21 protein-coding genes and 1 pseudogene are annotated in these 24,665 nt (G+C 55.4%); 15 read left to right on the top strand and 7 right to left on the bottom strand.

Annotation, left to right across the window (positions count from 1 at the left end):
* The 3 genes from Q0835_RS18770 (at position 1) to Q0835_RS18760 (ending at position 3,632) form a co-directional block, all read left to right on the top strand.
* Positions 1 to 1,524 (top strand): glycosyltransferase family 39 protein, encoded by a 1,524-nt coding sequence (locus Q0835_RS18770; RefSeq protein WP_298963715.1) that lies wholly within the window; start codon positions 1 to 3, stop codon positions 1,522 to 1,524.
* A gap of 67 nt (positions 1,525 to 1,591) precedes the next feature.
* Positions 1,592 to 2,773, top strand: a complete 1,182-nt coding sequence (locus Q0835_RS18765) for an adenylate/guanylate cyclase domain-containing protein (protein WP_298963714.1) — start codon at positions 1,592 to 1,594, stop codon at positions 2,771 to 2,773.
* Between the two features lie 64 nt (positions 2,774 to 2,837).
* On the top strand, positions 2,838 to 3,632 hold the full coding sequence (locus tag Q0835_RS18760; RefSeq protein WP_298963713.1) for an alpha/beta fold hydrolase: 795 nt from the start codon (positions 2,838 to 2,840) through the stop codon (positions 3,630 to 3,632).
* Positions 3,633 to 3,655: 23 nt separating this feature from the next.
* Here Q0835_RS18760 and Q0835_RS18755 read toward each other — a convergent pair whose 3' ends face one another.
* Both Q0835_RS18755 and Q0835_RS18750 read right to left on the bottom strand, forming a co-directional pair.
* The gene (locus Q0835_RS18755; protein ID WP_298963712.1) at positions 3,656 to 4,840 is read right to left on the bottom strand and encodes an FAD-dependent oxidoreductase; all 1,185 of its coding nucleotides are present in this window, start codon (positions 4,838 to 4,840) and stop codon (positions 3,656 to 3,658) included.
* A gap of 136 nt (positions 4,841 to 4,976) precedes the next feature.
* Positions 4,977 to 6,983: a methyl-accepting chemotaxis protein gene (locus tag Q0835_RS18750; protein WP_298963711.1), complete on the bottom strand. Its 2,007-nt coding sequence runs from the start codon at positions 6,981 to 6,983 to the stop codon at positions 4,977 to 4,979.
* A 138-nt stretch (positions 6,984 to 7,121) separates the two neighbouring features.
* Between Q0835_RS18750 and Q0835_RS18745 the strand changes: the two genes are divergently transcribed.
* Positions 7,122 to 7,997, top strand: a complete 876-nt coding sequence (locus tag Q0835_RS18745; protein ID WP_298817126.1) for a DMT family transporter — start codon at positions 7,122 to 7,124, stop codon at positions 7,995 to 7,997.
* A 15-nt stretch (positions 7,998 to 8,012) separates the two neighbouring features.
* Here Q0835_RS18745 and Q0835_RS18740 read toward each other — a convergent pair whose 3' ends face one another.
* Positions 8,013 to 8,900: a YihY/virulence factor BrkB family protein gene (locus Q0835_RS18740; RefSeq protein ID WP_152499701.1), complete on the bottom strand. Its 888-nt coding sequence runs from the start codon at positions 8,898 to 8,900 to the stop codon at positions 8,013 to 8,015.
* A 164-nt stretch (positions 8,901 to 9,064) separates the two neighbouring features.
* On the opposite strand from Q0835_RS18740, the gene Q0835_RS18735 reads away from it, so the two are divergent.
* The 4 genes from Q0835_RS18735 (at position 9,065) to Q0835_RS18720 (ending at position 14,730) form a co-directional block, all read left to right on the top strand.
* Positions 9,065 to 10,753, top strand: a complete 1,689-nt coding sequence (locus Q0835_RS18735) for an acyl-CoA dehydrogenase family protein (RefSeq protein ID WP_298963710.1) — start codon at positions 9,065 to 9,067, stop codon at positions 10,751 to 10,753.
* Positions 10,754 to 10,904: 151 nt separating this feature from the next.
* Entirely contained in the window at positions 10,905 to 12,776 is a 1,872-nt protein-coding gene (locus Q0835_RS18730) for an SLC13 family permease (RefSeq protein ID WP_298963708.1), read from the top strand.
* A gap of 152 nt (positions 12,777 to 12,928) precedes the next feature.
* Positions 12,929 to 14,089, top strand: a complete 1,161-nt coding sequence (locus Q0835_RS18725) for a glycerate kinase (RefSeq protein WP_298963707.1) — start codon at positions 12,929 to 12,931, stop codon at positions 14,087 to 14,089.
* A 266-nt stretch (positions 14,090 to 14,355) separates the two neighbouring features.
* On the top strand, positions 14,356 to 14,730 hold the full coding sequence (locus Q0835_RS18720) for a YkvA family protein (protein WP_298817147.1): 375 nt from the start codon (positions 14,356 to 14,358) through the stop codon (positions 14,728 to 14,730).
* A 39-nt stretch (positions 14,731 to 14,769) separates the two neighbouring features.
* On the opposite strand, the gene Q0835_RS18715 is transcribed toward Q0835_RS18720, so the two are convergent.
* On the bottom strand, positions 14,770 to 15,252 hold the full coding sequence (locus Q0835_RS18715; protein WP_298817150.1) for a translation initiation factor IF-3: 483 nt from the start codon (positions 15,250 to 15,252) through the stop codon (positions 14,770 to 14,772).
* A gap of 326 nt (positions 15,253 to 15,578) precedes the next feature.
* Between Q0835_RS18715 and infC the strand changes: the two genes are divergently transcribed.
* Both infC and Q0835_RS18705 read left to right on the top strand, forming a co-directional pair.
* Positions 15,579 to 16,118 carry a translation initiation factor IF-3 gene (gene infC, locus Q0835_RS18710; RefSeq protein WP_298817623.1) on the top strand — a complete coding sequence of 180 codons (540 nt, stop codon included), beginning with the start codon at positions 15,579 to 15,581 and terminating at the stop codon, positions 16,116 to 16,118.
* Positions 16,119 to 16,246: 128 nt separating this feature from the next.
* Positions 16,247 to 16,984, top strand: coding sequence for a class I SAM-dependent methyltransferase (locus tag Q0835_RS18705; RefSeq protein WP_298817152.1), 738 nt, complete (start codon positions 16,247 to 16,249; stop codon positions 16,982 to 16,984).
* Between the two features lie 37 nt (positions 16,985 to 17,021).
* Here the strand turns inward: Q0835_RS18705 and Q0835_RS18700 are convergent, their stop codons facing one another.
* Positions 17,022 to 17,921, bottom strand: coding sequence for a helix-turn-helix domain-containing protein (locus Q0835_RS18700; RefSeq protein ID WP_298963706.1), 900 nt, complete (start codon positions 17,919 to 17,921; stop codon positions 17,022 to 17,024).
* A gap of 96 nt (positions 17,922 to 18,017) precedes the next feature.
* Between Q0835_RS18700 and Q0835_RS18695 the strand changes: the two genes are divergently transcribed.
* Positions 18,018 to 18,854, top strand: coding sequence for an MBL fold metallo-hydrolase (locus tag Q0835_RS18695; RefSeq protein WP_298963704.1), 837 nt, complete (start codon positions 18,018 to 18,020; stop codon positions 18,852 to 18,854).
* A 6-nt stretch (positions 18,855 to 18,860) separates the two neighbouring features.
* Here Q0835_RS18695 and Q0835_RS18690 read toward each other — a convergent pair whose 3' ends face one another.
* Positions 18,861 to 19,868: a Gfo/Idh/MocA family oxidoreductase gene (locus Q0835_RS18690; protein WP_298963702.1), complete on the bottom strand. Its 1,008-nt coding sequence runs from the start codon at positions 19,866 to 19,868 to the stop codon at positions 18,861 to 18,863.
* A gap of 198 nt (positions 19,869 to 20,066) precedes the next feature.
* Complete coding sequence (gene ppk2 / locus Q0835_RS18685) at positions 20,067 to 20,975, bottom strand: polyphosphate kinase 2 (protein WP_298817160.1); 909 nt, start codon at positions 20,973 to 20,975, stop codon at positions 20,067 to 20,069.
* Positions 20,976 to 21,152: 177 nt separating this feature from the next.
* Here ppk2 and Q0835_RS18680 point away from each other — a divergent pair, with 177 nt between their 5' ends.
* The 4 genes and pseudogenes from Q0835_RS18680 to Q0835_RS18665 all read left to right on the top strand — a co-directional run.
* Positions 21,153 to 21,794, top strand: coding sequence for a TetR/AcrR family transcriptional regulator (locus tag Q0835_RS18680; protein WP_298817162.1), 642 nt, complete (start codon positions 21,153 to 21,155; stop codon positions 21,792 to 21,794).
* 1 nt (position 21,795) lies between these two features.
* The gene (locus Q0835_RS18675) at positions 21,796 to 23,403 is read left to right on the top strand and encodes a carboxyl transferase domain-containing protein (RefSeq protein WP_298963699.1); all 1,608 of its coding nucleotides are present in this window, start codon (positions 21,796 to 21,798) and stop codon (positions 23,401 to 23,403) included.
* 9 nt (positions 23,404 to 23,412) lie between these two features.
* Entirely contained in the window at positions 23,413 to 24,246 is an 834-nt protein-coding gene (locus tag Q0835_RS18670; RefSeq protein WP_298963697.1) for an alpha/beta hydrolase, read from the top strand.
* Positions 24,247 to 24,636, top strand: a pseudogene (locus tag Q0835_RS18665) (ASCH domain-containing protein); the annotation flags it as partial.
* Between the last annotated feature and the right edge of the window lie 29 nt (positions 24,637 to 24,665).

The raw sequence follows: 24,665 nt of genomic DNA, 5'->3' as shown, positions 1-24,665 counted from the left end.
TTGTCCACGTTCCTCCGCAACATGTCCGCCACCCGCGCTGCCCTTCTTTATGGCGGCATTGTTTGCCTGCTCTACGCCCTTGTACCCAGCCTGTTTTTTCCCGGACCACCGCTGGATGTAGTGGAAGGGTTCGCCTGGGGCCGCGAACTTCAGCTTGGGTACACCAAACACCCGCCCATGCAAGCCTGGTTTCTTGAAGCGACCTACCGGTTGACGGGAGGATATACCGGGGGCTACTGGCTTAGCGCACTTTGCGCGGGGCTCGGATATGTCTTCGTCTGGCACATCGGCAAACGGCTCGGGTTCACCGATTGGCAGGCGTTCTGGGCTGTCGTTCTGACAAGCGTTACCTTCTACTTCACGCTCCCGATGCCTGAATTCAATCCGAATATTCTGCAGATCCCGGTCTGGGCCGGAATGATCTTGCTGTTTCATCGGGCTTTGCAAAAAGGGTATTTGCTTGACTGGATACTTCTGGGCGCTCTGGCAGCCTTCGGTTTCTACGTAAAATACTTCGTGCTGCTGCTGGTCGGGACCGTCGGCCTCTATTCGCTTGTGTTCAAAGACGCCCGGCGCCACCTGCTGAGCCCTGGACCATGGCTGTGTGCCATCACCTGCCTGGTCCTGCTTGTCCCACATGGTCTTTGGCTTCTGAAAACGGACTTTCTGACGCTTCAATATGCTGCCAGCCGCAGCAATCCTGCGATGCTTTTCTGGGATCACATTTTCAATCCGCTCAATTTTTTGGGAGCCCAGATCGGAAATCATGCCGGGCTTTTCCTGGTTGTTCTTGCCGGTCTCGGAATGCAGGGCCTGACGCACTTTCGGTCCACGGTGAAGAGGGTTTCAGACGAGCGCGAAAGGAGAAACAATCGATTTCTGCTCTGGTTTGCCTTTGTCCCGCTTCTCGTAGTGCTACTGACATCAGCTGTGAGTGGAAACGAGTTTGAGCACATGTGGGGTACACCGATGTTTGTGCTCTCCGGTGTGCTGGCCGTGCGGTATTTGGCGCTACCGGCAGCATGGCCACACCCGCAGAGAGCCCTTTGGTCAGCTGGTTTGATCCAATTTGTCTTTCTGGCAATTCTCTTTGGCCAGGCAGTTCTGGAACCTCACTGGAAGACCAAACAATCCAGGATGCACTATCCGGCAAAAGATGTTGCGCTTGAACTTGCCTCGATATGGCAGGAAGAAACCGGACGCGATCTTGCCTATGTCGCCGGTGACATGTGGTCCGCGGCAAATGTCACTTTGTTCGCACCGGGGCGGCCGTCAATGTTCTATTTGCACGATCAGGTCCTGAGTCCATGGATCGATATTGACGATATCCAGAAGAAAGGACTGATGATCGTCTGGCGCGGCGAGCGTGACACGCCCCTGAACGAGATCCTGCACCACTACCCGAACGCCGTTAGACAAGGCCAAAGATCCTTTGCGTACCAGACATCCGGGCCAATGCCCGATGCACGTATCAACTGGATAATCATTCCGCCTGGAGCTGTTTCCGAGGCATTGCCAAAATAGTGTTGCGAGTATGCGTGCCCGTCTGGAAACCGGAAGAAAAGGTCACTAACCTGACGCCATGATAAGTATGGCTGAAATAGACGGCATCGAAGACTGGTTGATTGACCAGGCACTCGGGTCTCCGGACATGGCCTCCATGTTTGCCGAAATGTGCGAGCGATTGCGCCAGTGCAATGTTCCTATCGACAGGTCGATGCTGGTGTGGTCAGCGCTGCACCCGCTCATCGAGGCCGAGCTCGCATTCTGGGAAAACGGTGGCACGGTACAACACGAGCGAATCCAGCACTCCGCCGAGGAAACGGATGACTGGCTGACAAGCCCGATCCGAGCTGTTCTTCTGAGCGGTGAGCCAATGCTCCGGCGCCGGTTGACGAACCAGAACGCTCCGCTGGAGTTTCCGTTGCTCAAGGCGCTTTCCGAGGCGGGCTATACCGACTACATGGCGATGCCGACCCAGTTCAATATTCCCTCCATCCCGAGCGAATTTCCAACAACAGGCATCGTTGTCAGTTGGGCGACACGGCAGGACGGCGGCTTCTCCGACGATGCCTTGAAGGCGATTCAATATATCCAGAGACGGCTTGCGTTGGCAGCCCGGGCAACCCTGGAAGGACAGATCAGCCAAACCATTGCCGAGACCTATCTGGGCAAGATTGCCGGTGACAAGGTCCTGAGCGGACAAATCCGCCACGGCGACGGTGAAACGATCGACGCGGTTATCTATTACTCCGACATGCGTGAATCCACTGCCATTGCGGAAACCCTCGGGCCTGACGCTTATCTTGGCTGGCTGAACACTTATTTCGAGGCGACCGCGGGCGCAGTTCTCCAGCATGGCGGAGAGGTTCTTGACTTCATTGGCGATGCGGTCCTCGGGGCCTTTCCGATAGGCGATCAAAATCTGGAAGAATGCGTCAACCGCGCAATTGACGCTGCCGACGAGACCAGAAAACGTCTGCAGTCGATCAATCTGAGCGCTTCTCAGGATCGGCCGATGAAAACCGGGATCGCTCTTTCGGTCGGATCTGTCATGTTTGGCAATATCGGTGTCCCGCACCGGCTGACATTTTCAGTGATCGGTCAGACCGTTCACGCTGCCGCACGCGTGGAGAGCCTGACAAAACAGGTTGGCGTCGATGTTTTGATGACTCAAGACATTGCGCGCTTCGCCGAATCCAGGTCTCAGCCGGTCGGCGCTTTTGAGCTCAATGGCTTTTCCGCACATCAACCACTCTTCTCGTTGACCTGACACACTCCATGTAACAGACCCGGCCGCGTGTTGCGTTTCCCGGACAGACAAAGAAATTGATTTCATGACAGACATAAGTCCTGCTGCCCGGCCGCATTTACCGTTCCGCGAACAGGAAACAACTTCTCCGGACGACGGTGCCCCGATCGTTCTCCTGCACGGGTTCGGTGGTGACCGCCTGGGCTGGCAGAATATTCAAGTGGCTCTCAGTTCCAAGAAACGTTCGATCGCCTTCGACCTGCCGGGACATGGCGAAGCCCTCGACTGGCCACGGATCGGCAATGCGGGCGTGGCTGCCAAGGCCGTGACACAGTCACTTGAGGCACTGGGCATTGCCGAGGTTCATATGGTCGGCCACTCCATGGGCGGTGCAGTCGCCGCCCTGGTGGCGCTGCGAAATCCCGAACTGGTTGCCAGCATGACATTGCTGGCACCGGGAGGCTTTGGCCCCGAAATCAATCACCGGCTGCTGCGCCGCTATGCGACCGCGACAGACGCTTCGGAAATGGAAGTCCTCCTCGAGCAGTTTTTCGGCTGGGAATTCAAACTGCCGAAGTTTCTCGCCTCAACAGCGGCTGAAAGCCGCGCACGACCTGGAGCGGTCGCGACGCTCGAGGCAATCGCAGACGAAATCATCGATGGCCGTGTGCAAAGAACGCTACCCAGAGACGATCTGGCAGCCTTAAAAATGCCGATCAAGGTTCTTTGGGGCACCCAGGACCGGGTGCTTCCAACCCGGCAGGCTCACAAGCTGCCAGGCATCGTAGCGACCCACATATTCGAGCGTGTCGGTCATATGGTGCACCTGGAAATCCCCAAAGACGTGACCCGGCTTATCCTTCAAAACGCCGGAGCATGACGCTTGGCTGATCTCCGTGCATCTCAAGCGTCAGGTAGCAGGTCGTCACGCCATACGTCGCCGATCACGCGGCGTGCCATCATGTGCGAGCGCGGCGAGTTGATGCTGTCGACAGCAATGAGCTGCCCCTCCTTGAGATAGGCAACATAAAATTTGTTGCTTTCCGGAGATCCGGTAAGGACCGTATCGTCATAGCCGTCTGACAGTCCGGCAATCTGCAGCTTGATGTCATATTGATCGGACCAGAACCAGGGCAACGGGTCATAATCGACCTCGTGCCCAAGCAATGCCTGCGCCGCCGCCTTGGCCTGGTCGATTGCGTTTTGAACGCTTTCCATGCGCACGGAGCGTTGATACCGGTTGGAATAGAAACGTGTGCAGTCCCCCACAGCGAAAATATCAGGGTCGCTGGTCTGTCCTGTGCCATCCACCAGAATGCCGTTGTCAGTCTCCAATCCGGCCTGTTCGGCGAGCCCGTCATTCGGTTCGGCACCAACGGCCACGAGCACAAGCTCGGCAGGAACGACTTCACCGGAAGACAGCTTGAGCCCGGTCACAGCATCGTCCCCTTCCAGCTCTGCAACGCCGGTATTCAGCTTCAAATCAATGCCCCGAGCCCGATGCAGCGCTGTGAAATAATCCGAAACGGCTTGACTGACGACACGCTTCATCGGTCGGTCCTGCGCCTCGATGACGGAGACGCTCTTGCCGAGCGACTTGGCGACAGCAGCCACTTCAAGACCGATATAACCCGCGCCGATAATGGCTATGTGTTTGCTGGTGCTCATCCGATCGCGAATATCGTCGACATCCGTAATGGAACGAAGGGTTACGACCCCCTTCTTGTCCGCACCGTCCAGGGTCAATTTGCGAGCGTTGGTGCCGGTGGCAAGCACCAGCTTTCCGTATGGCAGTGTGTCACCATTCTCCAGGGTCAGCCGCTTACCAGTGCGGTCAATCGCGACGACTTTGGTGTTGGGAATGTGATCGATCTTATTGGTTTCAAAAAATGCTGGAGGCCTGAGCCACAGCCCTTCTGCGCCAATTTCTCCGGCCAGAAATTTCTTTGAAAGCGGCGGACGCTGGTAAGGCGGATGCGGTTCGTCGCCTATCAGGCGCAAGGGTCCTTCAAACCCGCCCTGGCGCAGAGATTGTGCGACCTGGGCGCCGGCTTGTCCGGCACCAATGATGACGATTTGATCCTGCATTCCGCTCCACGCTCCTCAAGCTTGGTCGTTTGACCTTGCCTTGCCCTAGCATGAAGAACGCTTGCTCGCCAGACGGGCGAAACGCCGCGACGGGACGGTCGCGACGTTCAAAAGATTTTTGTGAGCAAGATCAGCGTCAGGCGTTGCGGACACTTTGCAGAAATTCGGCAACTTCCTGACGGATCAGGTCACCCTGACGCCCCAGCGTCTCTGCAAGCTGCTCCACTTCCGCACCATTTGAGCGGGCAAGTTCGGCTGCGGAGCCGACCGCTTCCATGCGGTTGGCACCTTCGTCGGATCGATCTGAAGCGCTGGACACATTCTGGGAAATAATCTGGACGGCTTCATCCTGCTGCCCAACGGCTGCGGCAACGGCGGAAGCCAGGCCTTCCATGTCGGTTATGATCTTGTTCACGTCCTCAATCGCCCGCGCCGCCTGTCCGGACGATCCCTGGATCGCCTCAATCTGGACCGCAATGTCTTCGGTTGCCTTGCTGGTCTGATCGGCAAGCTGTTTTACCTCGGCAGCCACAACCGCAAACCCCTTGCCGGCTTCCCCGGCCCTGGCCGCCTCGATGGTGGCATTGAGCGCCAAAAGGTTGGTCTGGTTTGCAATGTCACGGATCAACCCCATTACCTCGCCGATGTGATCCGCCGCACCGGAAAGTTCCCGCATTGTCGCAACCGTTGATGAGGCACTGTCCACGGCCAGTTGTGCCACCTCCGTGGATTTATTTGCTTGACCGGCAATTTCCGCAATTGATGCCGCAAGTTCCTCAGCCGAATGCGCCGCAGACGTTACATTCTCAGCAGCGGTGCGCACAGCAACTGCAGCTTCGTTCGACTGGTCGGCAACATCGTCTGCCGATTGCTCCATCGACAGCGATGTTTGTTTCAGCTCTCCATTTGCCCTGTCCAGGCTGTTGAGTGCGTCAGAGACAGTGCCTTCAAAACCGCCAATGAGAGCATCAAGATGCGTGACGCGCTCTTCACGGCGTTGGTTGTCTACAGCTTGCGCGGAGGCAAGTTGCGCCCTCTCAACGGCGTTGTCCCGGAACACCGTTACTGTGCGGCTCATGGATGCAAGCTCTGTCTTGCCTGCCAGTTCGGGAAGGTCAAGCTCTGTCTGACCACCGGCAAGGGCTTCCATCGCCGTTTGAAGGCGCACCAATGGTTGCGAAATGGACTGACCGATCACCAGCGCGATGGCCGGCAACAGGATAAGAAGTGCCAGGATCGTACCGCCAATTCCGAATGTCGCAATTGAGCGGGCGGTTGTCAGCTGCGCAGCTGCTTCACGCTGAATGTCCATGGCAGCCTTGTTCAACGAGGCGATGTGCGGTGGCACGAGTTCAAAAAGGTTCTGAAGCAGATCTAGATGCCCGGCCATGTCGGTTTTTGCAGCCGTGTATTCGTCGAACGTGGCCTTGTATTTTACCATGTTGTCGGAGAGTTCTTTTTTGATCGCGTCGGAGATGTAGACCTTTTTGAGCAATTTCTCGAACGCTGCGAACTGAACGCCGAACGCTTCAACAGCCTCCGGAGTGTTGTCCAGCGTAAATGCTTTCTCAGCTAGCTGAACTGCGAGAATGGCGCGCGCAAGCTTCTCAAAGTCAGGCCCACCACCAAACTTCATTTCTTCCGCGAGGCGGTCTTTGACGGCTCCAGTGGTTTCGTTCAAGACGGCAAGATAACCCTGCGTGCTGTCGTAACCGATCTTTTGCTGTACTGCGTCCAGCATTTCGAACGCGCCCATCGTGCCTTCAAGCGTGTCCTTTACGTCCGCAACCTGGGCCGCATAAGGGGCGGCCGTCGGATTTGCCGAAACTTTGGCAATGATCTGCTTGGCTCTACCCAATTCGTCATTGAAAGCCTGAAACTTTTCGGAAGACGGTAGACCGATGTAACGCTCTTCGATGACACGCAACGCTGTCCCGGATTCAGACAGCTCCGCGACTTCCTCTGCGAGCAGTGAGCTGTCGCTCATCCGCGAGAAGGCCGTATCGAGTTCGCTTTGGTTCCAGAAAAAAACGGCCCCGATCGCCAACAAACCGACAATTGTGAAAAGGCTCAACGCCATGATGCGAACCTTGACCGACAGACGGGACAAGATCTGAATTGGTGATTGCGAACCGAGGGTCACCGGTATATTTCCTTTGAATGTCACGCGATGAGCAAATGGTTGGCCATAAAAGCTGATTTACTATTAACGTGATGGTTACCATGACTGCCCTCCGCTTCGTTTCGATCAGCCGCGCAGGGCCTTCCCATTGAGGCCGAATTGAAGTTTCTCGCCAAAGCCGCGCCGGCTATTTTCGTTTTGTTGTGGTCCACGGGCTTTGTCGGCTCAAAACTTGGCGCGCCGTACATTGAACCCATGGCATTTTTGACGCTGCGTTTTCTGGCAGTTATACCGGTCCTGTTCGTACTCGCCTTGCCATTGGTAAAATCCTGGCCTTCGGCTCCAACGGTGATCGGCCATTGCATCATCACCGGTATGTTGGTGCATGGGATTTATCTTGGCGGCGTTTTTTGGGCCATCAAACAGGGCATGCCGGCCGGCCTCTCATCGATCATTGTTGGCCTGCAACCGGTCCTTACGGCTCTCATGGCCGTGGTTTTGCTGAACGAATCAATTTCAAGAAAACACTGGCTCTCGATGGCGATCGGAGCAGCGGGCCTCGCTTTGGTCCTTGGGCCTAAGTTCGATCCTGGAGGGTCTGGCATAACGCCGGTGACGATTGCCGTGGTCTTTGCAGCTGTGGCCGGCATCAGTCTCGGCACGGTCTACCAGAAGCGATTTGTTCAGAAGACGGACCTGCTCGCAGCTACCATCTGGCAATATGTCGGAGCCTTGTTGATTACCGTCCCACTCTCCGCCTTTGAAAGTTGGCAGATAACCTGGTCCGGCGATCTCATCTTTGCGATGGTCTGGCTTGTACTGGTTCTGTCTGTCGGCGCCATACTTCTTTTGATGCTTTTGATCCGGGAGGGTGCGGTCTCGCAGGTCGCGAGCCTTTTCTACCTGGTTCCCGTGGCAACTGCAGTCGAGAGTTACTTCCTCTTCAACGAGACGCTGTCCCTTGTCCAGATTGCCGGCATGGCGCTGGTCATAGGCGCGGTTCTGACCATTCGGACCGTGCCGCGTAAGCCGTGACAACCGCCGGCAAACCTACTTCGCGGCAACAAGCATGTCCTGTTGCTGCTTTTTCCTTTGCCAAAACCGCCTTTGTCGGGAGATTGCGGCATTCAATTCTCCACCGAGAATGAAAACCAGGGCACAGATATAAAGGAAAATCAGGGCGGTCATAATCCCCGCAAGACCGCCATAGGTCGAAACGTAGTTGGCGAATTTTGCCAGATAGGCACCGAAAACACTGCCCGAAATGATCCAAAGCACCAATGTTGCCAGGATGCCGGGCCAAAGATCCATAAAACTGCGTTTGCCGCTCGGCAGCAGCCAGTGGGTAATAAAAAGGCCGATGATTAGCAGCGAACCGGCAAGCGTGAAACGGGCTACATTGATGGACAGGAGAAAGCTCTCCACCTGCGGCACGTAGATCTTTAGAGTTTCGAGCGCCAGAGGCGCCAGTACCACGAGGAAAGTGTAGGCTATCAGAATGGCGGCCCCCAGCAGCACAAGGCCAAGGCTCTGCAGGCGTAACAGCACAAAATTTCGCTTTTCCTGCTGACGGTAGGCCCTGTTCAGAGCTGTTCTGAGCGCTTCCACGCCATTGGACGAAAACCATAGCGCTGCCACAGCGCCAAAAGTCAAAAGATCTCCGCGCGGAACTGTCAGCACATTGTGAATTTCACGCACAACAGGAGCTGCAACGCTCTCGGGCCAGGCGTCGAACACAAGATCAGAAGCGGTGTCGGCCGCACCGGCAAATCCGAAGAAACCGGCCAGAGATGCAATGAAGATCAGCAGTGGAAACACTGCCAGCAAACCCGACAGAGCGACATGACTGGCCATTGCGAACCCGTCATCGCTGGTAAAGTGGCCGACTGCATCCTTCAGGACAGCATAGGTCACCAGAATCGTTTGCTGTGCTCTCATGTTTTCTGATGTGGCCTTTGACGCCGCATTTCGTCAAGTGGCCACCGCGAAAACCGCCCCCTCCAAAAGATGAAGAAATTCCAGCTCGACAAATGAGTGTGTGCAACGCAACATAGCTTCAACAAAATGCGCTGCTGCGCAACAAATGAAAACGGAGATCGCCAATGTCACCTGCCGCCATGACCGCGACGGAATTGCCGGAAAGCCAAAGCCAATTGACGGAAGCGGCTGTCGCGTCTTTGGACCGCCTGTTGGATCTGGCAGCACATCGTGTGCGGGATCTGGTGTTGGAAGACGGTCGGATTTCCTCGCGCCGTATGGAAGCAGAGCAACGGGCAACGCATGGACTGGCCTGGTTGGCAACATACGTGGAAGCCTTGCGCCAACTGGATGCCTATGCCCAGCGCCTTTCCGGAGAAGGCCGATACGGCCAACTTGAAGACAAGATCGTTCAACTCGGGTTCGCAGAATATCTCGCCCAGATCTTCGGCGGCATCGCCATGAACCAGGGGGAAATTGTCCGGTTGGTCGATCTCGGCATTTCAGCAAAGGAAACCGCGGAATTCCGAACTGCAGAAATTGAAACCTTGATCGAAAACGGAAATTCGCCAGCAATCCGTGCCGAGATTACACAACTGATCCGGGACCAGGCAGGTCACTCGACCTTTGGTGATTCCGGCCTCGACGAAACAATGGAGCAGATCCGCAACGAAATGCGTCGCTTCGCGGAAGGAACCGTTGTTCCGAATGCCCACGAATGGCACCTGAAGAATGATTACATTCCGTTGGACGTCATCAATCAGATGTCTGAACTCGGTGTATTCGGACTGACCATCCCGGAGGAATTCGGTGGCCTTGGGCTGGGCAAGGAGGCGATGTGCGTTGTTTCTGAGGAACTTTCGCGCGCCTATATCGGCGTCGGTTCTCTGGGGACACGTTCTGAAATCGCGGCAGAGCTGATCCTGTGCGGGGGAACCGAGGAGCAGAAACAGCACTGGCTGCCCAAGATTGCATCCGGGGAAATCTTGCCGACGGCGGTCTTTACCGAGCCCAATACGGGCTCTGACCTCGCGTCCTTGAAAACTCGGGCTGTCCTGGACGGAGAAATCTGGAAAGTATCAGGCAACAAGACCTGGATCACGCACCCTGTGCGCGCCGACATAATGACCCTGCTGGCGCGAACCAACCCGGATGAACCCGGCTACAAGGGTTTGTCCATGTTCATTGCGGAAAAACCCCGAGGAACAGACGAAGACCCCTTTCCAGCTGAAGGCATGAGCGGCGGCGAGATCGAAGTGCTCGGTTATCGCGGCATGAAAGAATACGAGATTGCCTTCGACGGGTTTGAAGTAAAGGCTGAGAACCTTCTGGGGCAGGTGGAAGGCGAAGGCTTCAAGCAGCTTATGCAAACCTTTGAGGGCGCGCGCATTCAGACCGCCGCGCGTGCGCTCGGCGTCGCACAGTCGGCCCTTGATCTCGGTTTGAAATATGCCGAGGAGCGCATTCAGTTCGGCAAGGCGCTAGTCAACTTTCCTCGGGTTTCCGACAAGTTGGCCCTGATGACCGTCGAACTGATGATCGCACGGCAGCTGACCTATTTTTCATCCTGGCAGAAGGACTCCGGTAAACGCTGCGACCTGGAAGCTGGAATGGCCAAATTGTTGGGAGCCCGTGTTGCCTGGGCGGCAGCAGACAATGCATTGCAAATCCATGGCGGCAATGGCTTTGCGCTCGAATATGCGATTTCTCGTGTTTTGTGCGATGCCCGTATCCTGAACATTTTTGAAGGTGCTGCGGAAATCCAGGCTCAGGTGATCGCGAGAAGACTATTGGAAACGCGCGGGAATGCCTAGGCGCGGCAATGGAACGCCCTTGGCAACGCTCCACTTGCAATTTCACGTCACCAGTCTGAACGAGCGGCACCTTGAAATCCGTCGCGCCGGCAGGGAATAATTCCTGAGCCAGCTTCGTAATCTTCCAAACGCACGACACTGGAAGATGATGATGGACCCCCTTGCCGCGACACCCGCCACAATACCGCAACTCGCCAAGCCTGAACGCTCTCACGCAAAGGCTTCGCTACCTGGTCTCGACGTTGTAGCGGCGACGCTGATCACGATCGGACTTTTCGCATTCGTCTTTTTGGCCCCGCACGAGCTGTCCCGCGCAGCCGCGATCACCTTTCTTCTGACCGGTCTTGCAATTGTCGGCTGGACACTGACGCCCATACCCGACTCAGTGGTGGCGATCACGGCGGCTCTTGGCCTGGTTCTGACGGGCGCTTTACCCGAAGAGCGTTTTTATGCCGCTCTTGGAACCGAACTTGTCTGGCTGCTCATCTCGGCATTTGTCATTGCAGCGGCGATCAAATCCTCCGGCTTGACCGAACGTTTCGCCCAGAGCGTGGTCAAGCCATTTTCGACGGTCAACGGCTTCTTCCATGCACTGACACTCGTCGTATCCGCCACGGTCTTTTTGATCCCTTCAACATCTGGACGCGCGGCCTTGCTTCTGCCGGTCTTTGTTAGTCTTGCGCCAGTAATGCCCACACCCAGCTTGCGCCGCGCGCTTGCACTCTTATTCCCGAGTGCAATTCTTTTATCAGCGGGAGGATCGCTCATTGGTGCCGGGGCCCATTTCATCGCGGTTGAAACCATCCAAACCTCGACAGGGCTTACAGTCTCCTTTGTCGATTGGATTCTGCTTGCCCTTCCGGTCGCTCTTCTGGCGGCACACGGCGCGACGGTTCTGATTTTGCTGTTATTCGTGCCTGCCAAGGACCGCCGCAGGCCTCTTAACACCAAAGGACACGTGCCTGAGGCGAACTACACCGCCAAACACAAGAGACTGATGTGTCTATTGGGCTTGCTGATCGCAGCGTGGGTAACATCCGGCATGCACGGCATCGGGATTGCGATCATCGGCTGTATGGGAGCCGCGGTTGTGGTCACACCTCTTTTCACCGACGAAAAACCGAAGGCACTGTTCAAAAACGTAGAGACCGAGTTACTGGTTTTCCTGGCATCGACCTGGGTGATCGCACAGGCTGTGGTTTCAAGCGGCAAAGCCAAGTGGCTTGCAGACAAACTTCTGTTTGTCTTGCCTCTGGATCTGTTGCAGCACCGTGAATTTGTGATCCTGGTGACGATCATCATCGCGACTGCAACACATCTGGTCATTAATTCCAGAAGCGCGCGTGCAGCCGTACTCATCCCCTCTCTCGCCCTGCCGCTCGCTGAATTCGGTCATGACACGATGACCCTTGTGATGGCCACTGTTCTGGGAACCGGCTTCTGCCAGACCATGGTTGCGAGCGCTAAACCCATAGCAATTTTCAAGTCCGCGGGTGATGATCTGTTTGGCCAGAAGGACCTGTTCAGGCTTGCAATGCCCTTGCTGCCTCTGAAAGTTGGTCTGATAGCAGCCTTTGCCATCTTCATCTGGCCGCTTCAGGTGCCCCCTCAACCCGCGAACAGTGCTGACGTTGGCCCAACAGCAAGCGCTCTCAGACTGTCCAATCCGGATCCAATTCGCCTGACCTCGCATCAAACAGAACATCAAGAACCGATGAAGGGCGCGCTTTGCACCAGGACCGAACTGGAAACGTTGATGCTGGCAACCATTTACGAACGACGTATGTGGGCTGCTGGCTGGTGGCATGTCTGGGACAGGCTGCGAAGAGACGGCTTCCCAATTGAAAAATCGGCCGTCAGGAACATCTACAAATCGCAGGACATGGTGAGACTTCGCTCCCATTCCCTCCAGTTTGCGGAGGTCAATCAAGACGCTGAATCTATCACCAGCGCCAAAATATCCTGCAGTGGAAGACAGATTTCAAAAACCGACGCGGCGCCGACGCCTCGCAAGAAACCTTGACATACCAAGAAACTGAAATTGAATATTTATTCACCTGATGCCAATTAGGCATCAGGTGAATTTCTTTCTAAGTTCAAATTTTTGAAAAAATTGGAATAAATACTATCTAACTTCGTCTTACTCCTATCACCCCCCAAGCATAGGAGAACAAAATGACTCTAAATATTCTTGTCGCACCGTCGGGTTTTAAGGAGTCTCTGGACGTGAACGACGTTGTCGCAGCCATTTCGGAAGGTTGCAGACGCGCACTACCTGATTGCACCATCTTGAAAGCTCCAATGGTTGACGGGGGCGAGGGCTTTACAAAAGCCCTTGTCAACGCCACCGGCGGCGCACTTCATGAAATCATGGTCACGGGACCGGTAGGACAAACCGTTTCGAGCTTCTTCGGCATGCTTGGGGGCAAGGATGGTCGAACGGCAGTCATCGAAATGGCTGCCGCTGCGGGGTTGAGTCTGGTTCCCCGTGATCAGCGGGATCCAACTCAAACAACAAGTTATGGTGTGGGCGAATTAATCCTGGCTGCCCTTGATGCGGGCGCGGAGCGTATTCTGATCGGTTGCGGCGACAGCGGCATCAACGATGGTGGCGCTGGCATGGCTCAAGCTTTGGGTGCCCGCCTGCTTGATGCGAACAACAACTGCATAGGACAAGGAGGATCCGAGCTCGCAAAATTGTCGAGAATCGATATCTCCGGACTTGATCCGCGCCTGCGCGAAACACAGATCGATGCTGCAGTGAACTGGCACAATGTCTTACTGGGTGAACGCGGCGTCGCGCGCATTTTCGGACCGCAAAAGGGTGCAACACCGCGCCAGGTCCAATCGCTGGAAGAAGCCCTTGAAATCTACGCCCTGCTCCTCAATCGTGACCTAGATCTCGATATTGGACACATAAACGGTTCGAGCGCGTCCGGCGGACTGGGAGCAGGACTGATCGCATTTGCTGGAGCGAAGCTGCACCCACGTTTCAACATCGTTATGCAGTACCTGGAATTCGACAGATTGTTGGAATCCGCCGATCTTGTCATCACTGCGGAGGGCGCACTGGACGGCCAAAGCCCGTTTGGCAAGGTGCCTTGCGAGGTCGCTCAGCGGGCGCGCAGACGAAACATTCCAACGATCGCTTTGGCCGGCACAATAGGCAGCGGGGTTTGCGAAACCTTTGAAACCGGCATCGATGCATTTGCCTCGATACTGAAACGTCCGTGTACGCTGGAAGATGCAATCTCCGATGCCGGAAAGCTGCTCCGGAATGCCAGTGAGGACGCACTTCGCATGGTCTTGGTCGGAGCAAGGTTGAAAGCCGCCTGACGGGTCAAATAGCTCCAAGGGAACGAAAGTTAGGTTGCAAGGAGTTCTGTTGCCGTTTGCTTCACCTGCGAAAACCAGGACCGGTTGAGCATCAAATGGCAACAGGCAAACCCCGCTGACGCAGCCTCATTCAGCGTACTAAACTATTGGAATTAAAATATTATTTGAGCAACCGCACTCACCGCGGCGCTATTCCTCTAAGCAAACAAAGTTGAAGATCTGCTTGTCTGCCCTTATGTTTTTAAATGAAGCAGACGGGACAATCTATGAACACGACCTTCGAAGATCTCGGGTTTGACCCGGAAATTCTCGGGCCGGAAGATGAGCAGAAGCGAACCATCCGGCAGAAATTGATGTCGACCGCCCGCAAGGCGGCGCGGCAAGTTCCGTTTATGGAAGATGTGATAGCGGGATATTTCTGCGCATTGGACCCGAGCACACCAACCAAGGTCCGGGCGACGGTGTTTGCCGCACTTGCTTACTTCGTACTTCCGATCGACACCATTCCAGACTTCCTGATTGGCGTCGGATTTGGCGACGACGCAACAGTGCTGATGGCGGCCATCGCAATGATCCGCAGCCATATGCGGGAAGATCACTATCAGGCCGCTCGCGAGGCCCTGAAGGACGGCGAACTTTAACGCTACGTTGTCTCACGCGTTTAGAAAACCGATGAAACCTCAAGCGGAGCCGTCTTGGGAACCGCTCGACTGGTCTTTGTTCTTCACGGGTGATGGCCTTGAATTGGAGTGCCAGGCGCCGGAAGAGCGGCCGGCGATCAACCAATAGATGGCTCCAGCTAAAAACCCGGCGGCAAGAGCAACAGTGCTGCCGGGTCGAAATCCGTCCGCCGTTGCCGGATCACTGAGTGTCCAGACACCAAAGGCGATCGCACCTGCAGCCCCAACATGAAAGACAAGGCTGCGCAGGCGTGCCGCCTCGGCAATCGCAATGAGTACCGAAGCAGGCAGAATTGCCGTTGCTCCAACAACGCTGCCGCCGACCAGACCGGTCCCGATCATGGCCGCAAACGCGACAGGATCTTCGTTGGGATGAGATGCGCGGAAGAACCCCCAGGCAAGAAACAAACCGCATGCAATGACAGCTAGAACAAAGCCCAGTATGACCTTAAGCAGCTGATATAAGAATTTTCCGCCGTCCAATTCCGGTTCTTCCTTGTGTCAAAGCGCCACGGTACTTACTTGCCCATCAGGCAGCTGGAATGCAACAGCCCTTACCCGTCGCTTTCGGTTCCAACACGCCAATTGCATGCATTTGCCCGCGAAACAACGACATGCGGATCTGAAAACACCTTCTGAATTACTGAAAACCGCTGTTTTCGGTTGACTTTTCACTGGTTTCGCAGGAGCTTTAGGTCGGCGTCAGGAGACACGCGACAGTGGCCTTGGTACTTGTGTTCCAGGGTTTTTCGTGTAGGAACCGAGCCAGTTCCTGACGCTCAAGTGAAACGATAGAGGAGATTGCGACCATTCGCCGTCCGTTCCGCGCCCCGCCTCCTACGAAGGAAGGCCCGCGCACTAACAATGAAATTCGCGTTCGCGAAGTCCAGTTGATTGATCATGAAGGCGCCAACCGCGGCGTCGTGCCGACCGAAGAAGCGATGGATATCGCGATGGATGCCGGTCTGGATCTGGTAGAAATCCAGCCAAACGCCAACCCGCCTGTCTGCAAGATCCTGGACTACGGCCGTTACAAGTATCAGGCCCAGAAGAAAGCTGCAGAAGCTCGCAAGAAGCAAAAGACCGTCGAGATCAAAGAGATCAAGATGCGTCCGAACATCGACACTCACGATTATGAAGTGAAGATGAAAAACATGCTGCGTTTCTTCAATGACGGTGACAAGGTGAAAGTTACGCTTCGATTCCGCGGCCGGGAAATGGCTCACCAGGATCTTGGCATGAAACTTTTGCACAAAGTCCGCGAGGAAACGTCTGAAATCGCCAAGGTTGAATCGTCGCCGAAGCTTGAAGGCCGGCAGATGGTCATGGTTCTTGCCCCGATCAAATAGGACGGCAGGCCAATCTGAATTTATGAAACCCCGCTTCGGCGGGGTTTTTTATTCGGTCGAAACCTCGTAAAAGTCCTGCCCCGCCGCATGTCGAAATCTGGGTTCAACCGCTGACTTTGGAGCTGAATATGATGGATGGCAAAGGCAAGGACAGAGCCCATTGGACCAGGATCGCCGGTGACTGGATCAAATGGGCCCGCACTCCTGGTCACGATGCATTCTGGGCTTATCGCGATCAGCTTTCCGGGTTCATCGGCAACGGCCCCGGTGAAGCGCTCGAAGTCGGTTGCGGCGAAGGCCGGGTGTCGCGGCTATTGACGGAATGTGGTTTTCGCGTAACGGCAACCGACCCTGTAGAGGCTTTCATAAACGCAGCTAAAGACGCAACGTCTGCAAACGCCTATGCAGTCTGTGGCGCTGATACCCTTCCGTTCCCCGATGACCTCTTTGATCAGGTGACCGCCTACAACGTCTTGATGGATGTCGAGGATGTACCGGCTACACTTTCTGAAGTCGGCCGTGTGCTGAAATCTGATGGGGCTCTGACGATTTCGATCGTGCACCCATTTGCCGATATTGGCAGCTTTCGGGGTGCAGGTCCCAATGCGCCGTTCGTCATAACCGAACCCTATTTGGAGCGAACGCATTTCGAAGAGACGATGGTGCAGGACGGATTGGAAATGTCCTTTTTCGGCTGGTCGCAGCCGCTGCAGAACTATGCGGCGGCACTGGAACAAGCCGGTTTCGCCATCACGTCAATCAAGGAACCGGTACCAGATCCGAAGTCCACGCCCGAGCGCTTGAAGAATTGGCAAAGGCTTCCGCTGTTTCTTTGGCTAAAGGCAAGGCCATTTCCGAGGAAGTAACGACAGATCCGGTCCCGCGCGATCGGGTTGGGAGCGTCTATTTGAAGTGCTCGCGAAAACCACCCGGCGGAAGGCCGCAAAGACGGGCAAACAAACGTACGAAAGAGGGGGGATCGTTGTAACCGACCGCATAGCAGATTTCCGCAATGCTTTTGTCGGTCTCGATCAGCAGATCCCGCGCTCGCTCGATACGCAGTTCCTGCAGATAGGCCTTTGGTGAATACCCGGTGGCCGATTTGAAGCGCCGCAAGAAAGTTCTATCTGATAATCCCGAAGACCTTGCTGCAATCGCGACTGTAACGTCTTCACATGCAAGGCGGTCCAGAAGGTGCTGCGCTTTCAGAATGGCGCCATCACCATGGCGCAGTTCAGGAACAAAGCGGCGGAAACGGCGCTGATCACGCCGACGAAACTCGACAATGAAATGCCGTGCAGTCTGGGCTGCAACTGAATAGCCGAGAAAACGTTCGATCAGGGCAAGCGCGAGATCAATCCAGGCCATCAATCCACCGGCGGTGATCAAATCGGTGTATTCAACAAGAATGGCTCCTGTATCCAGGCGGAGCTCCGGGTGGCTTGATTTGAGCCTTTGTTCCAGCCCCCAATGCGTTGTGACGGTCCTTCCACCGTCCAGGTCGGCAGCCAGAACGAAACTGAGGCCGGTACAGGCGGAACACACAACAGCCCCTTTTTCGTGCATCCGCTTCAAAAATGGTGGCAGTTGCGGAACTTGTTCAACCTTCACTTCGTCAATCGACGGGGGAAGGATCACCGCATCATACCCACCGGACAGGATCTCAAAGTCCGTCAAGACGCTGATTTGGAGCTTCTCCGTACTGGTCTCAGATGCGAATGCCAGAATGTCCTGCAGTCCGAGCACAGCCGATTGCATTGCTCCAGGGTAAGCCAGGATGGCAAAACGAAAGCCCTTGGTCATATGACCGATTTAGCACATGAATTGACTATTACGCCAATCGTCGCGACCAAATCCTGAATCTAATCTCGCCCCAGTTGAAGATTTTGGGAGCAAAACATGCGAGATTTTAACGAGACTTCCTCGACCCTTACCCTTGGCGACCTGACGATCACCAGTCTTTCTGATGGTGAACTTCTCATCCCGGCAGACTATTTTTCAAACACACAGCCACATGAGAGCGAAAAGGTAACGCCGTCCACGCGCTTCGGCGCAAACTCCTGGCTGATCGAAACGAAAAACAGGAAAATTCTGGTAGATGCAGGATCCGGAAACTGTCTCAAGGAACGCTTTCCGGATACCGGGCGGTTAAACTGGCAAGACCCGGGCCTGGAGCTCAAAAGGTCATCCATTACCGATGTCGTGATCACGCATATGCATGCAGATCACATTGGAGGATTGAGCGCCAACGGCACGAGCCTCTTTGCGAATGCTGAAATTCACATTCAGGCTCAGGAATGGGCGTTCTGGACAGATCCGAAATTGCTGGCTTCCGCCGATAACGGGCAAAAGCCGATGATTGGCCTGATACAGACACTTGCTGAACCCTTGAAGAAACAACTCACTCAGCACCCTGGCGACGTGGATCTCGGCAGCGGGATCGGATTGTTGCTAGCCCAGGGTCACACGCCCGGCCACCAGGTTGTACACCTGACGTCCGGCCATGAGGAATGCTTCCTCCTGGCCGACGCCATGGTTTCGGACAAGCTTCAGTTCTCAAATCCGGACATCACCTATGCCCTCGACAGCGATCCTGCTGACGCAGTTCGAACACGCCGAGCATTGTTTGACAGGATCGCATCGGAACGCATTGCCTTTAGCGCAACCCACATGAACACGACAGCGTTTGCCATGTTGACGCGCCAGGAAAATGGCTATGCGTTCGAACCTTGTTGAGGGAACTTACCTTTCAAGGTCTACCCAGCTTCCACGATCTGCCGACGCGAAAAGAGCATCCAGGATCTTCATGTTCTGAATCGCGTCGTCAATTCCAAACGTCAAAGGTGTTTCGCCCGTTATGGCACGGTCAAACACATCGACAAGCTCAGCATACTGGTCACTGGCCGCGATGGTCTCTGATACACTCGATCGATCCCCCGATGCAGACCCGTCATCGAGACGTAACTCAACCGGTTCGCCTTGAGGCGCATTTACCGGGATCACGATCTCAAGACGCTTCTTTGTGCCAACCAGCTGAAAACGCTGATAAGGCGTCAGCTGGGTCGATACGACAAAATTGAGATGCCTGTTCTGTCCAAAGTCCAACAGGGCACTGGTCATTCGATCCGTGCCGAATTCAGGGTCGCGGTCGATCAATGAGACAACTCGGGTTGGTTCCGCATCAAAGAAATAGCGGCCTGCCAGCATTGTATAACAGCCGATATCGAGGAGCGCACCACCGCCGATGTCAGCGTTGTTTCGGATATTGCCCGGGTCGGCATTGAAATAGCTGAAAAAGGCCTGGATGGCCTTGAGTTCACCCAAGGCACCGGACCGCACAATCTCCCGTGCTCTGATCCATTGAGGGTGAGCACGCACCATGAAGCCTTCGGCGACCAGTTTGTCTTTTGGAAGTTCAAGCAACTGCTGCGCTTCGTCGGCATTCAGCGCGATCGGCTTTTCGCACAAAACATGTTTGCCGGCATTCACCGCCTGGATCGTGACGGGCACGTGCATATGGTTGGGTAGCGGATTATAGATCGCATCAATGTCAGGATCGGCCAGAAGATCCTGATAGCTACCGTAAGCTTTTTCAATTCCAAGCGCCTTGGCCGTTTCCTGTGCCTTGTCCAGCGTCCTCGAAGCGATCGCGGCGGCAATTCCGGTTTGAGACCGTTGGATACCCGGAATGACCTTCTCGACGCCGATCTTAGCCGTCGAAACAATTCCCCATCTGATCTTGTCTGCCAAATTCAATTCTCCTGTCACGGCATCGGTCGTTGGGCGAAAATCCGGTTCGCCCGCTCTTTTCGCTTATCGACTCCTGTATGCCGTCTGCCGGCCTTGCTGACAATGCGCGGTTGCGTGAAGAGGTCCCCGCAGGAATGCCAACCGCACCATCGGCACACTTGCATGTTGGAGCGCTTCACTGAAAGGAGGCAGGCCTGATCAGAATTTCTCCGGGACATAGAGATGTTCAGGCAAAACCTTGCGCTCATAGTCTTGATTGTAACGCCGCTCTGGCAGCACAACCGGATCATGTGGCACCTCTTCATAAGGCAGCATCGACAAAAGGTGGTTGATGCAGTTCAGGCGCGCTTGCTTCTTGTCGTTGCCTTCGACGATAAACCAGGGGGCTTCTGGAATGTTGGTGCGTTCAAACGTGTCTTCCTTGGCCTTGGTGTAGTCTTCCCAGCGCACACGCGATTCCAGATCCATCGGTGACAGCTTCCACTGTTTCAGTGGATCATGGACACGCATCAAAAAGCGCAGCTGCTGTTCTTCATCCGTGATGGAGAACCAGTATTTGATCAGCGTTATTCCGGACCGCACGAGCATGCGTTCGAATTCAGGCACATCATTGAAAAACTCCTCGACCTGGTTTTCGTCGGCAAATCCCATGACACGCTCCACGCCCGACCGGTTGTACCACGAGCGATCGAAGAGCACGATTTCACCGGCGGCCGGAAGGTGCGGGACATACCGCTGGAAGTACCACTGGCTCTTTTCGCGCTCCGTCGGCGCCGGCAAGGCAACGACACGGCAAACCCGCGGATTGAGGCGCTGTGTAATCCTTTTGATCACGCCGCCCTTGCCGGCGGCATCCCGCCCTTCAAACACAATGACGATCTTCTTGCCGGTATGCTGGACCCAGTCTTGAAGCTTGACCAGCTCGGCTTGCATTCGAAGCAATTCGTGAAAATAGGTATTCCGGCTAATCGACGACTTGTGCTTCTTGTCGGAGATGAACGCGAGATCTTTTGCGATCAGGTTATCGTCAATCTCCATTTCGATTTCTTCATCGAGGCTGTCGGCCCATTCGGCCTCAACCCAGGTTTTTGCGTCGGTATCGGTCATCAATCGGTCCCTTTGGCAATCACGGCAAAACGCTCAGTGTCTGTGAACAGTTTATCCATGTAAGTTTTTTGACAGACCCCCGGCTTCGCAATGATTTATCTCAGCCGGCGGCGACTTCTCGTCAGAATTCTCTTGAAAATGAATGATCGTTCATTTATTTACAGTGTTGGAGGACAAATGGCACACACTGCTGCAGAGACGACTGTCCGGCCTCAATCAAGGGCCAAAGGCCAGGAAACCGCCGCGCGTGTGCGCAATGCCGCGCTTCGAAGGTTTGCCGCGTCAGGCTATGCAGCTGTCTCCATGCGTGAAATCGCTTCCGATGTCGGCGTCAGGCCAGGCGCGCTCTACAATCACTTTCCGACCAAGCAGGACATTCTCAAAGACCTGATGCTGACCCACATGGCCGAACTGCTGGCTGCCTGGGACAACGCATCCGTTGAGGAGAAGATGGACCCGCTGGAAAGGTTTGTCCGCTTCCATATCCGCTACCACCTGGAACGCGCGGACGAAGTGTTCATCTCCTATATGGAGCTGCGCAATCTCGAACCTCAGAATTTCAAACTCGTTGAAGTCGAGCGCCGCCGCTATGAAGCAATCCTGACGCAGATCCTGGAGCGTGGCGGCGAACTGGGACGCTATGCGGTGGACGATGCGAAGGTTGCGACGAGAGCGATCATCGCGATGCTGACCGGCATTCCAGCCTGGTACCGCGAAGGCGGCCATTTGTCCGAAAAGGACATTGAAGATCTCTATCTCAAACTGGTGCGCAAGGCAGTCGCGCCAGATCAGGACACATCCCAAAGGGAGACCGGGTGACATGAGCATCCTCAAATCGAGCCTCTCGCCAAAGAGTGCACAGTTTGCGCAGAACCGTGAAGCCCATGAAAAAGCCATGGACTCGGTCAAGCTCGCTGCGCAGACCGCACTCGACGGCGGCGGTGAGAATGCACGGCAACGTCATCTTTCAAGAGGCAAGATCTTGCCGCGTGAACGTGTCTCGCGTTTGCTCGATCCGGGGTCTCCCTTCCTGGAAGTGGGCATGCTTGCCGCGCACGAAATGTATGACAGCGCAGCACCAGCTGCAGGGATGATCGCCGGGATCGGTCGTGTCGAAGGTCAGGAAGTGATGATCCTTGCCAATGACGCGACGGTCAAAGGCGGCACCTATTATCCGATGTCCGTGAAAAAGCACCTACGCGCTCAGGAAATTGCCGCTGAGAACAATTTGCCGTGCATCTATCTGGTGGACAGCGGCGGTGCCAACCTGCCCAATCAGGATGAGGTCTTTCCCGACCGGGACCATTTCGGCAGAATTTTCTACAATCAGGCCCAGATGTCATCGAAAGGCATTGCCCAGATAGCAGTCGTGATGGGCTCGTGCACCGCAGGTGGTGCTTATGTACCGGCCATGTCTGACGAGACCATCATTGTTAAAAACCAGGGCACAATCTTTCTGGCCGGCCCTCCTCTGGTCAAAGCCGCGACGGGCGAAGAAGTCACGGCAGAAGACCTTGGCGGTGGAGACGTGCACACCCGTCTGTCCGGTGTGGCGGATCATCTGGCGCGCGACGATGCCCATGCCCTCGCTCTTGCCCGTCGGTCTATTGCCAGCCTGAACCGGACGAAGTCCTCCACCGTTGCCATGCAAACGCCGGAAGATCCGCTCTACGACCCCGACGAAATCCTTGGTGTTGTCCCGGCCGATCTGAAAACGCCCTACGACATCCGTGAAGTCATTGCGCGCGTCGTCGACGGCTCGCGCTTTGACGAGTTCAAGGCCCGTTATGGCACCACGCTGGTCTGCGGTTTTGCCCACATTCACGGAATGCCGGTCGGCATCATCGCCAACAACGGCGTGTTGTTTTCAGAAAGTGCCGTTAAGGGTGCGCACTTCGTTGAACTCTGCTCTCAGCGCAAGGTTCCACTTGTGTTTTTGCAGAACATTACTGGCTTCATGGTCGGTCAGAAATATGAGAGCGGCGGGATTGCGAAAGATGGCGCGAAGCTTGTCACTGCCGTCGCAACGACTTCGGTTCCAAAAATCACGATGCTGGTCGGTGGTTCCTTCGGCGCAGGCAACTACGGCATGTGCGGCAGAGCTTATTCGCCCCGCTTCTTGTGGACCTGGCCCAATTCACGAATTTCGGTGATGGGGGGAGAACAGGCCGCAGGCGTGTTGGCCACCGTTCGCCGCGACGGCATCGAGCGCAAAGGTGGCAGCTGGACCCAGGAAGAAGAGCGGGCGTTCAAACAACCCATCGTCGACCAGTTCGAAGAACAGGGACACCCGCTTTATGCGACGGCACGCCTTTGGGATGACGGCATCGTTGACCCTCGAAAAACCCGCGACGTTCTCGGCTTGTCACTGTCTGCGGCGCTGAACGCCCCTATTGAAGATACCCGGTTCGGCCTGTTCAGAATGTGAGGATGGATCATGACCTGGCAGACACCGCAGACATTTGACTTTGAAGGCCATGCAATCCGCTGGGGCAGCCTAGGTGTGGGCGCACCTCTTGTGATGATGCACGGCACGCCGTTCTGGTCTCATGAATGGTCAAGACTGGCTCCCTTGCTGGCACACAACCACAAGGTCTTTTTTTATGACATGCTGGGTTACGGCAATTCAGACCGGCCAGATGGTGACGTATCGCTTGGCATTCAAAATCGCCTGTTTGCCGCACTGACAGAACATTGGAAGCTGGACCGGCCCGATGTCGTCGCACACGACTTCGGCGGAGCGACCGCACTGCGCGCGCACCTGATCGATGCCGTCGACTACAACAGCCTGACACTGATTGATCCGGTCGCCCTGAGGCCGTGGGGCTCACCTCTGGTGCAACATGTGAAACACCATGAGACCGCCTTTGCCGACATGCCCAGCTACATGCACGAGGCAATTCTGCCCGCCTATCTGCAATCGGCAATGCATCACAAGGCAGGCCCCGAGGTTTTGACCCCTTATGCTGATCAGTGGATCGGCGCAGAAAGGCAGGCCGCCTTTTATCGCCAGATCGCCCAGATGGACCAGTGCTACACGGATGAGGTCCAGGACCGATACCCGGAGATCCGTTGCCCGGTACAGATCCTCTGGGGCGAGAAAGACGAATGGATCCCGATAGACCGAGGGCACGAATTGCAAGCAATGATCCCTGGATCCAGTTTCGTCTCAATCCCCAATGCGGGACATCTGATGCAGGAAGACGCTCCTGAAGCTATCGCCTTTCATGTGCAGAGATTTTTGCAGGCACAGAAAAGTGCCGGGAGCTGAATGATGTTCATTGATGATCTGAAACAGAAGTATCCCGGCGCTGAAACCTTCAAGTTCGGCGACAGCAAAAACCTGAGTGACCAGCTCATCGCGCTGGTTCGCGAAGGAAAGAAAACAGCTACCTGCGGCGCCTTGCGAGACTTTCAGAACGGAGATGAAGCCCTTCCTGCAGTTGGTCGCCGCGACATTGCGCTCAATTGGGATGGTACGCCGGCATTTGTCATTGAAACCGTCGATGTGACGATCACCCGCTTTTGTGACGTTGGCGAAGACTTTGCCCTTGCCGAGGGCGAAAATGACGATCTTGCCGGATGGCAGAGAGATCATCAGACCTATTTTGAACGCAATGGCGGCTTTGCCCGGGAGATGGAACTCGTCTGCGAACGGTTCAAGCTTGTTGAAGATTTGCAAAATCGCGA

The organism is uncultured Roseibium sp. (assembly GCF_947499295.1).
Lineage (GTDB): Bacteria > Pseudomonadota > Alphaproteobacteria > Rhizobiales > Stappiaceae > Roseibium.
This window is presented reverse-complemented; position numbering and strand designations above follow the sequence as displayed.

Excerpts from the sequence above, each read along its gene's own strand:
- Q0835_RS18765 (WP_298963714.1), top strand. The coding sequence starts at position 1,592 with ATGGCTGAAATAGACGGCATCGAAGACTGGTTGATTGACCAGGCACTC.
- Q0835_RS18760 (WP_298963713.1), top strand. The coding sequence starts at position 2,838 with ATGACAGACATAAGTCCTGCTGCCCGGCCGCATTTACCGTTCCGCGAA.
- Q0835_RS18755 (WP_298963712.1), bottom strand. The coding sequence starts at position 4,840 with ATGCAGGATCAAATCGTCATCATTGGTGCCGGACAAGCCGGCGCCCAG.
- Q0835_RS18740 (WP_152499701.1), bottom strand. The coding sequence starts at position 8,900 with ATGAGAGCACAGCAAACGATTCTGGTGACCTATGCTGTCCTGAAGGAT.
- Q0835_RS18735 (WP_298963710.1), top strand. The coding sequence starts at position 9,065 with ATGTCACCTGCCGCCATGACCGCGACGGAATTGCCGGAAAGCCAAAGC.
- Q0835_RS18730 (WP_298963708.1), top strand. The coding sequence starts at position 10,905 with ATGGACCCCCTTGCCGCGACACCCGCCACAATACCGCAACTCGCCAAG.
- Q0835_RS18725 (WP_298963707.1), top strand. The coding sequence starts at position 12,929 with ATGACTCTAAATATTCTTGTCGCACCGTCGGGTTTTAAGGAGTCTCTG.
- Q0835_RS18720 (WP_298817147.1), top strand. The coding sequence starts at position 14,356 with ATGAACACGACCTTCGAAGATCTCGGGTTTGACCCGGAAATTCTCGGG.
- Q0835_RS18705 (WP_298817152.1), top strand. The coding sequence starts at position 16,247 with ATGATGGATGGCAAAGGCAAGGACAGAGCCCATTGGACCAGGATCGCC.
- Q0835_RS18700 (WP_298963706.1), bottom strand. The coding sequence starts at position 17,921 with ATGACCAAGGGCTTTCGTTTTGCCATCCTGGCTTACCCTGGAGCAATG.
- Q0835_RS18695 (WP_298963704.1), top strand. The coding sequence starts at position 18,018 with ATGCGAGATTTTAACGAGACTTCCTCGACCCTTACCCTTGGCGACCTG.
- ppk2 (WP_298817160.1), bottom strand. The coding sequence starts at position 20,975 with ATGACCGATACCGACGCAAAAACCTGGGTTGAGGCCGAATGGGCCGAC.
- Q0835_RS18680 (WP_298817162.1), top strand. The coding sequence starts at position 21,153 with ATGGCACACACTGCTGCAGAGACGACTGTCCGGCCTCAATCAAGGGCC.
- Q0835_RS18675 (WP_298963699.1), top strand. The coding sequence starts at position 21,796 with ATGAGCATCCTCAAATCGAGCCTCTCGCCAAAGAGTGCACAGTTTGCG.
- Q0835_RS18670 (WP_298963697.1), top strand. The coding sequence starts at position 23,413 with ATGACCTGGCAGACACCGCAGACATTTGACTTTGAAGGCCATGCAATC.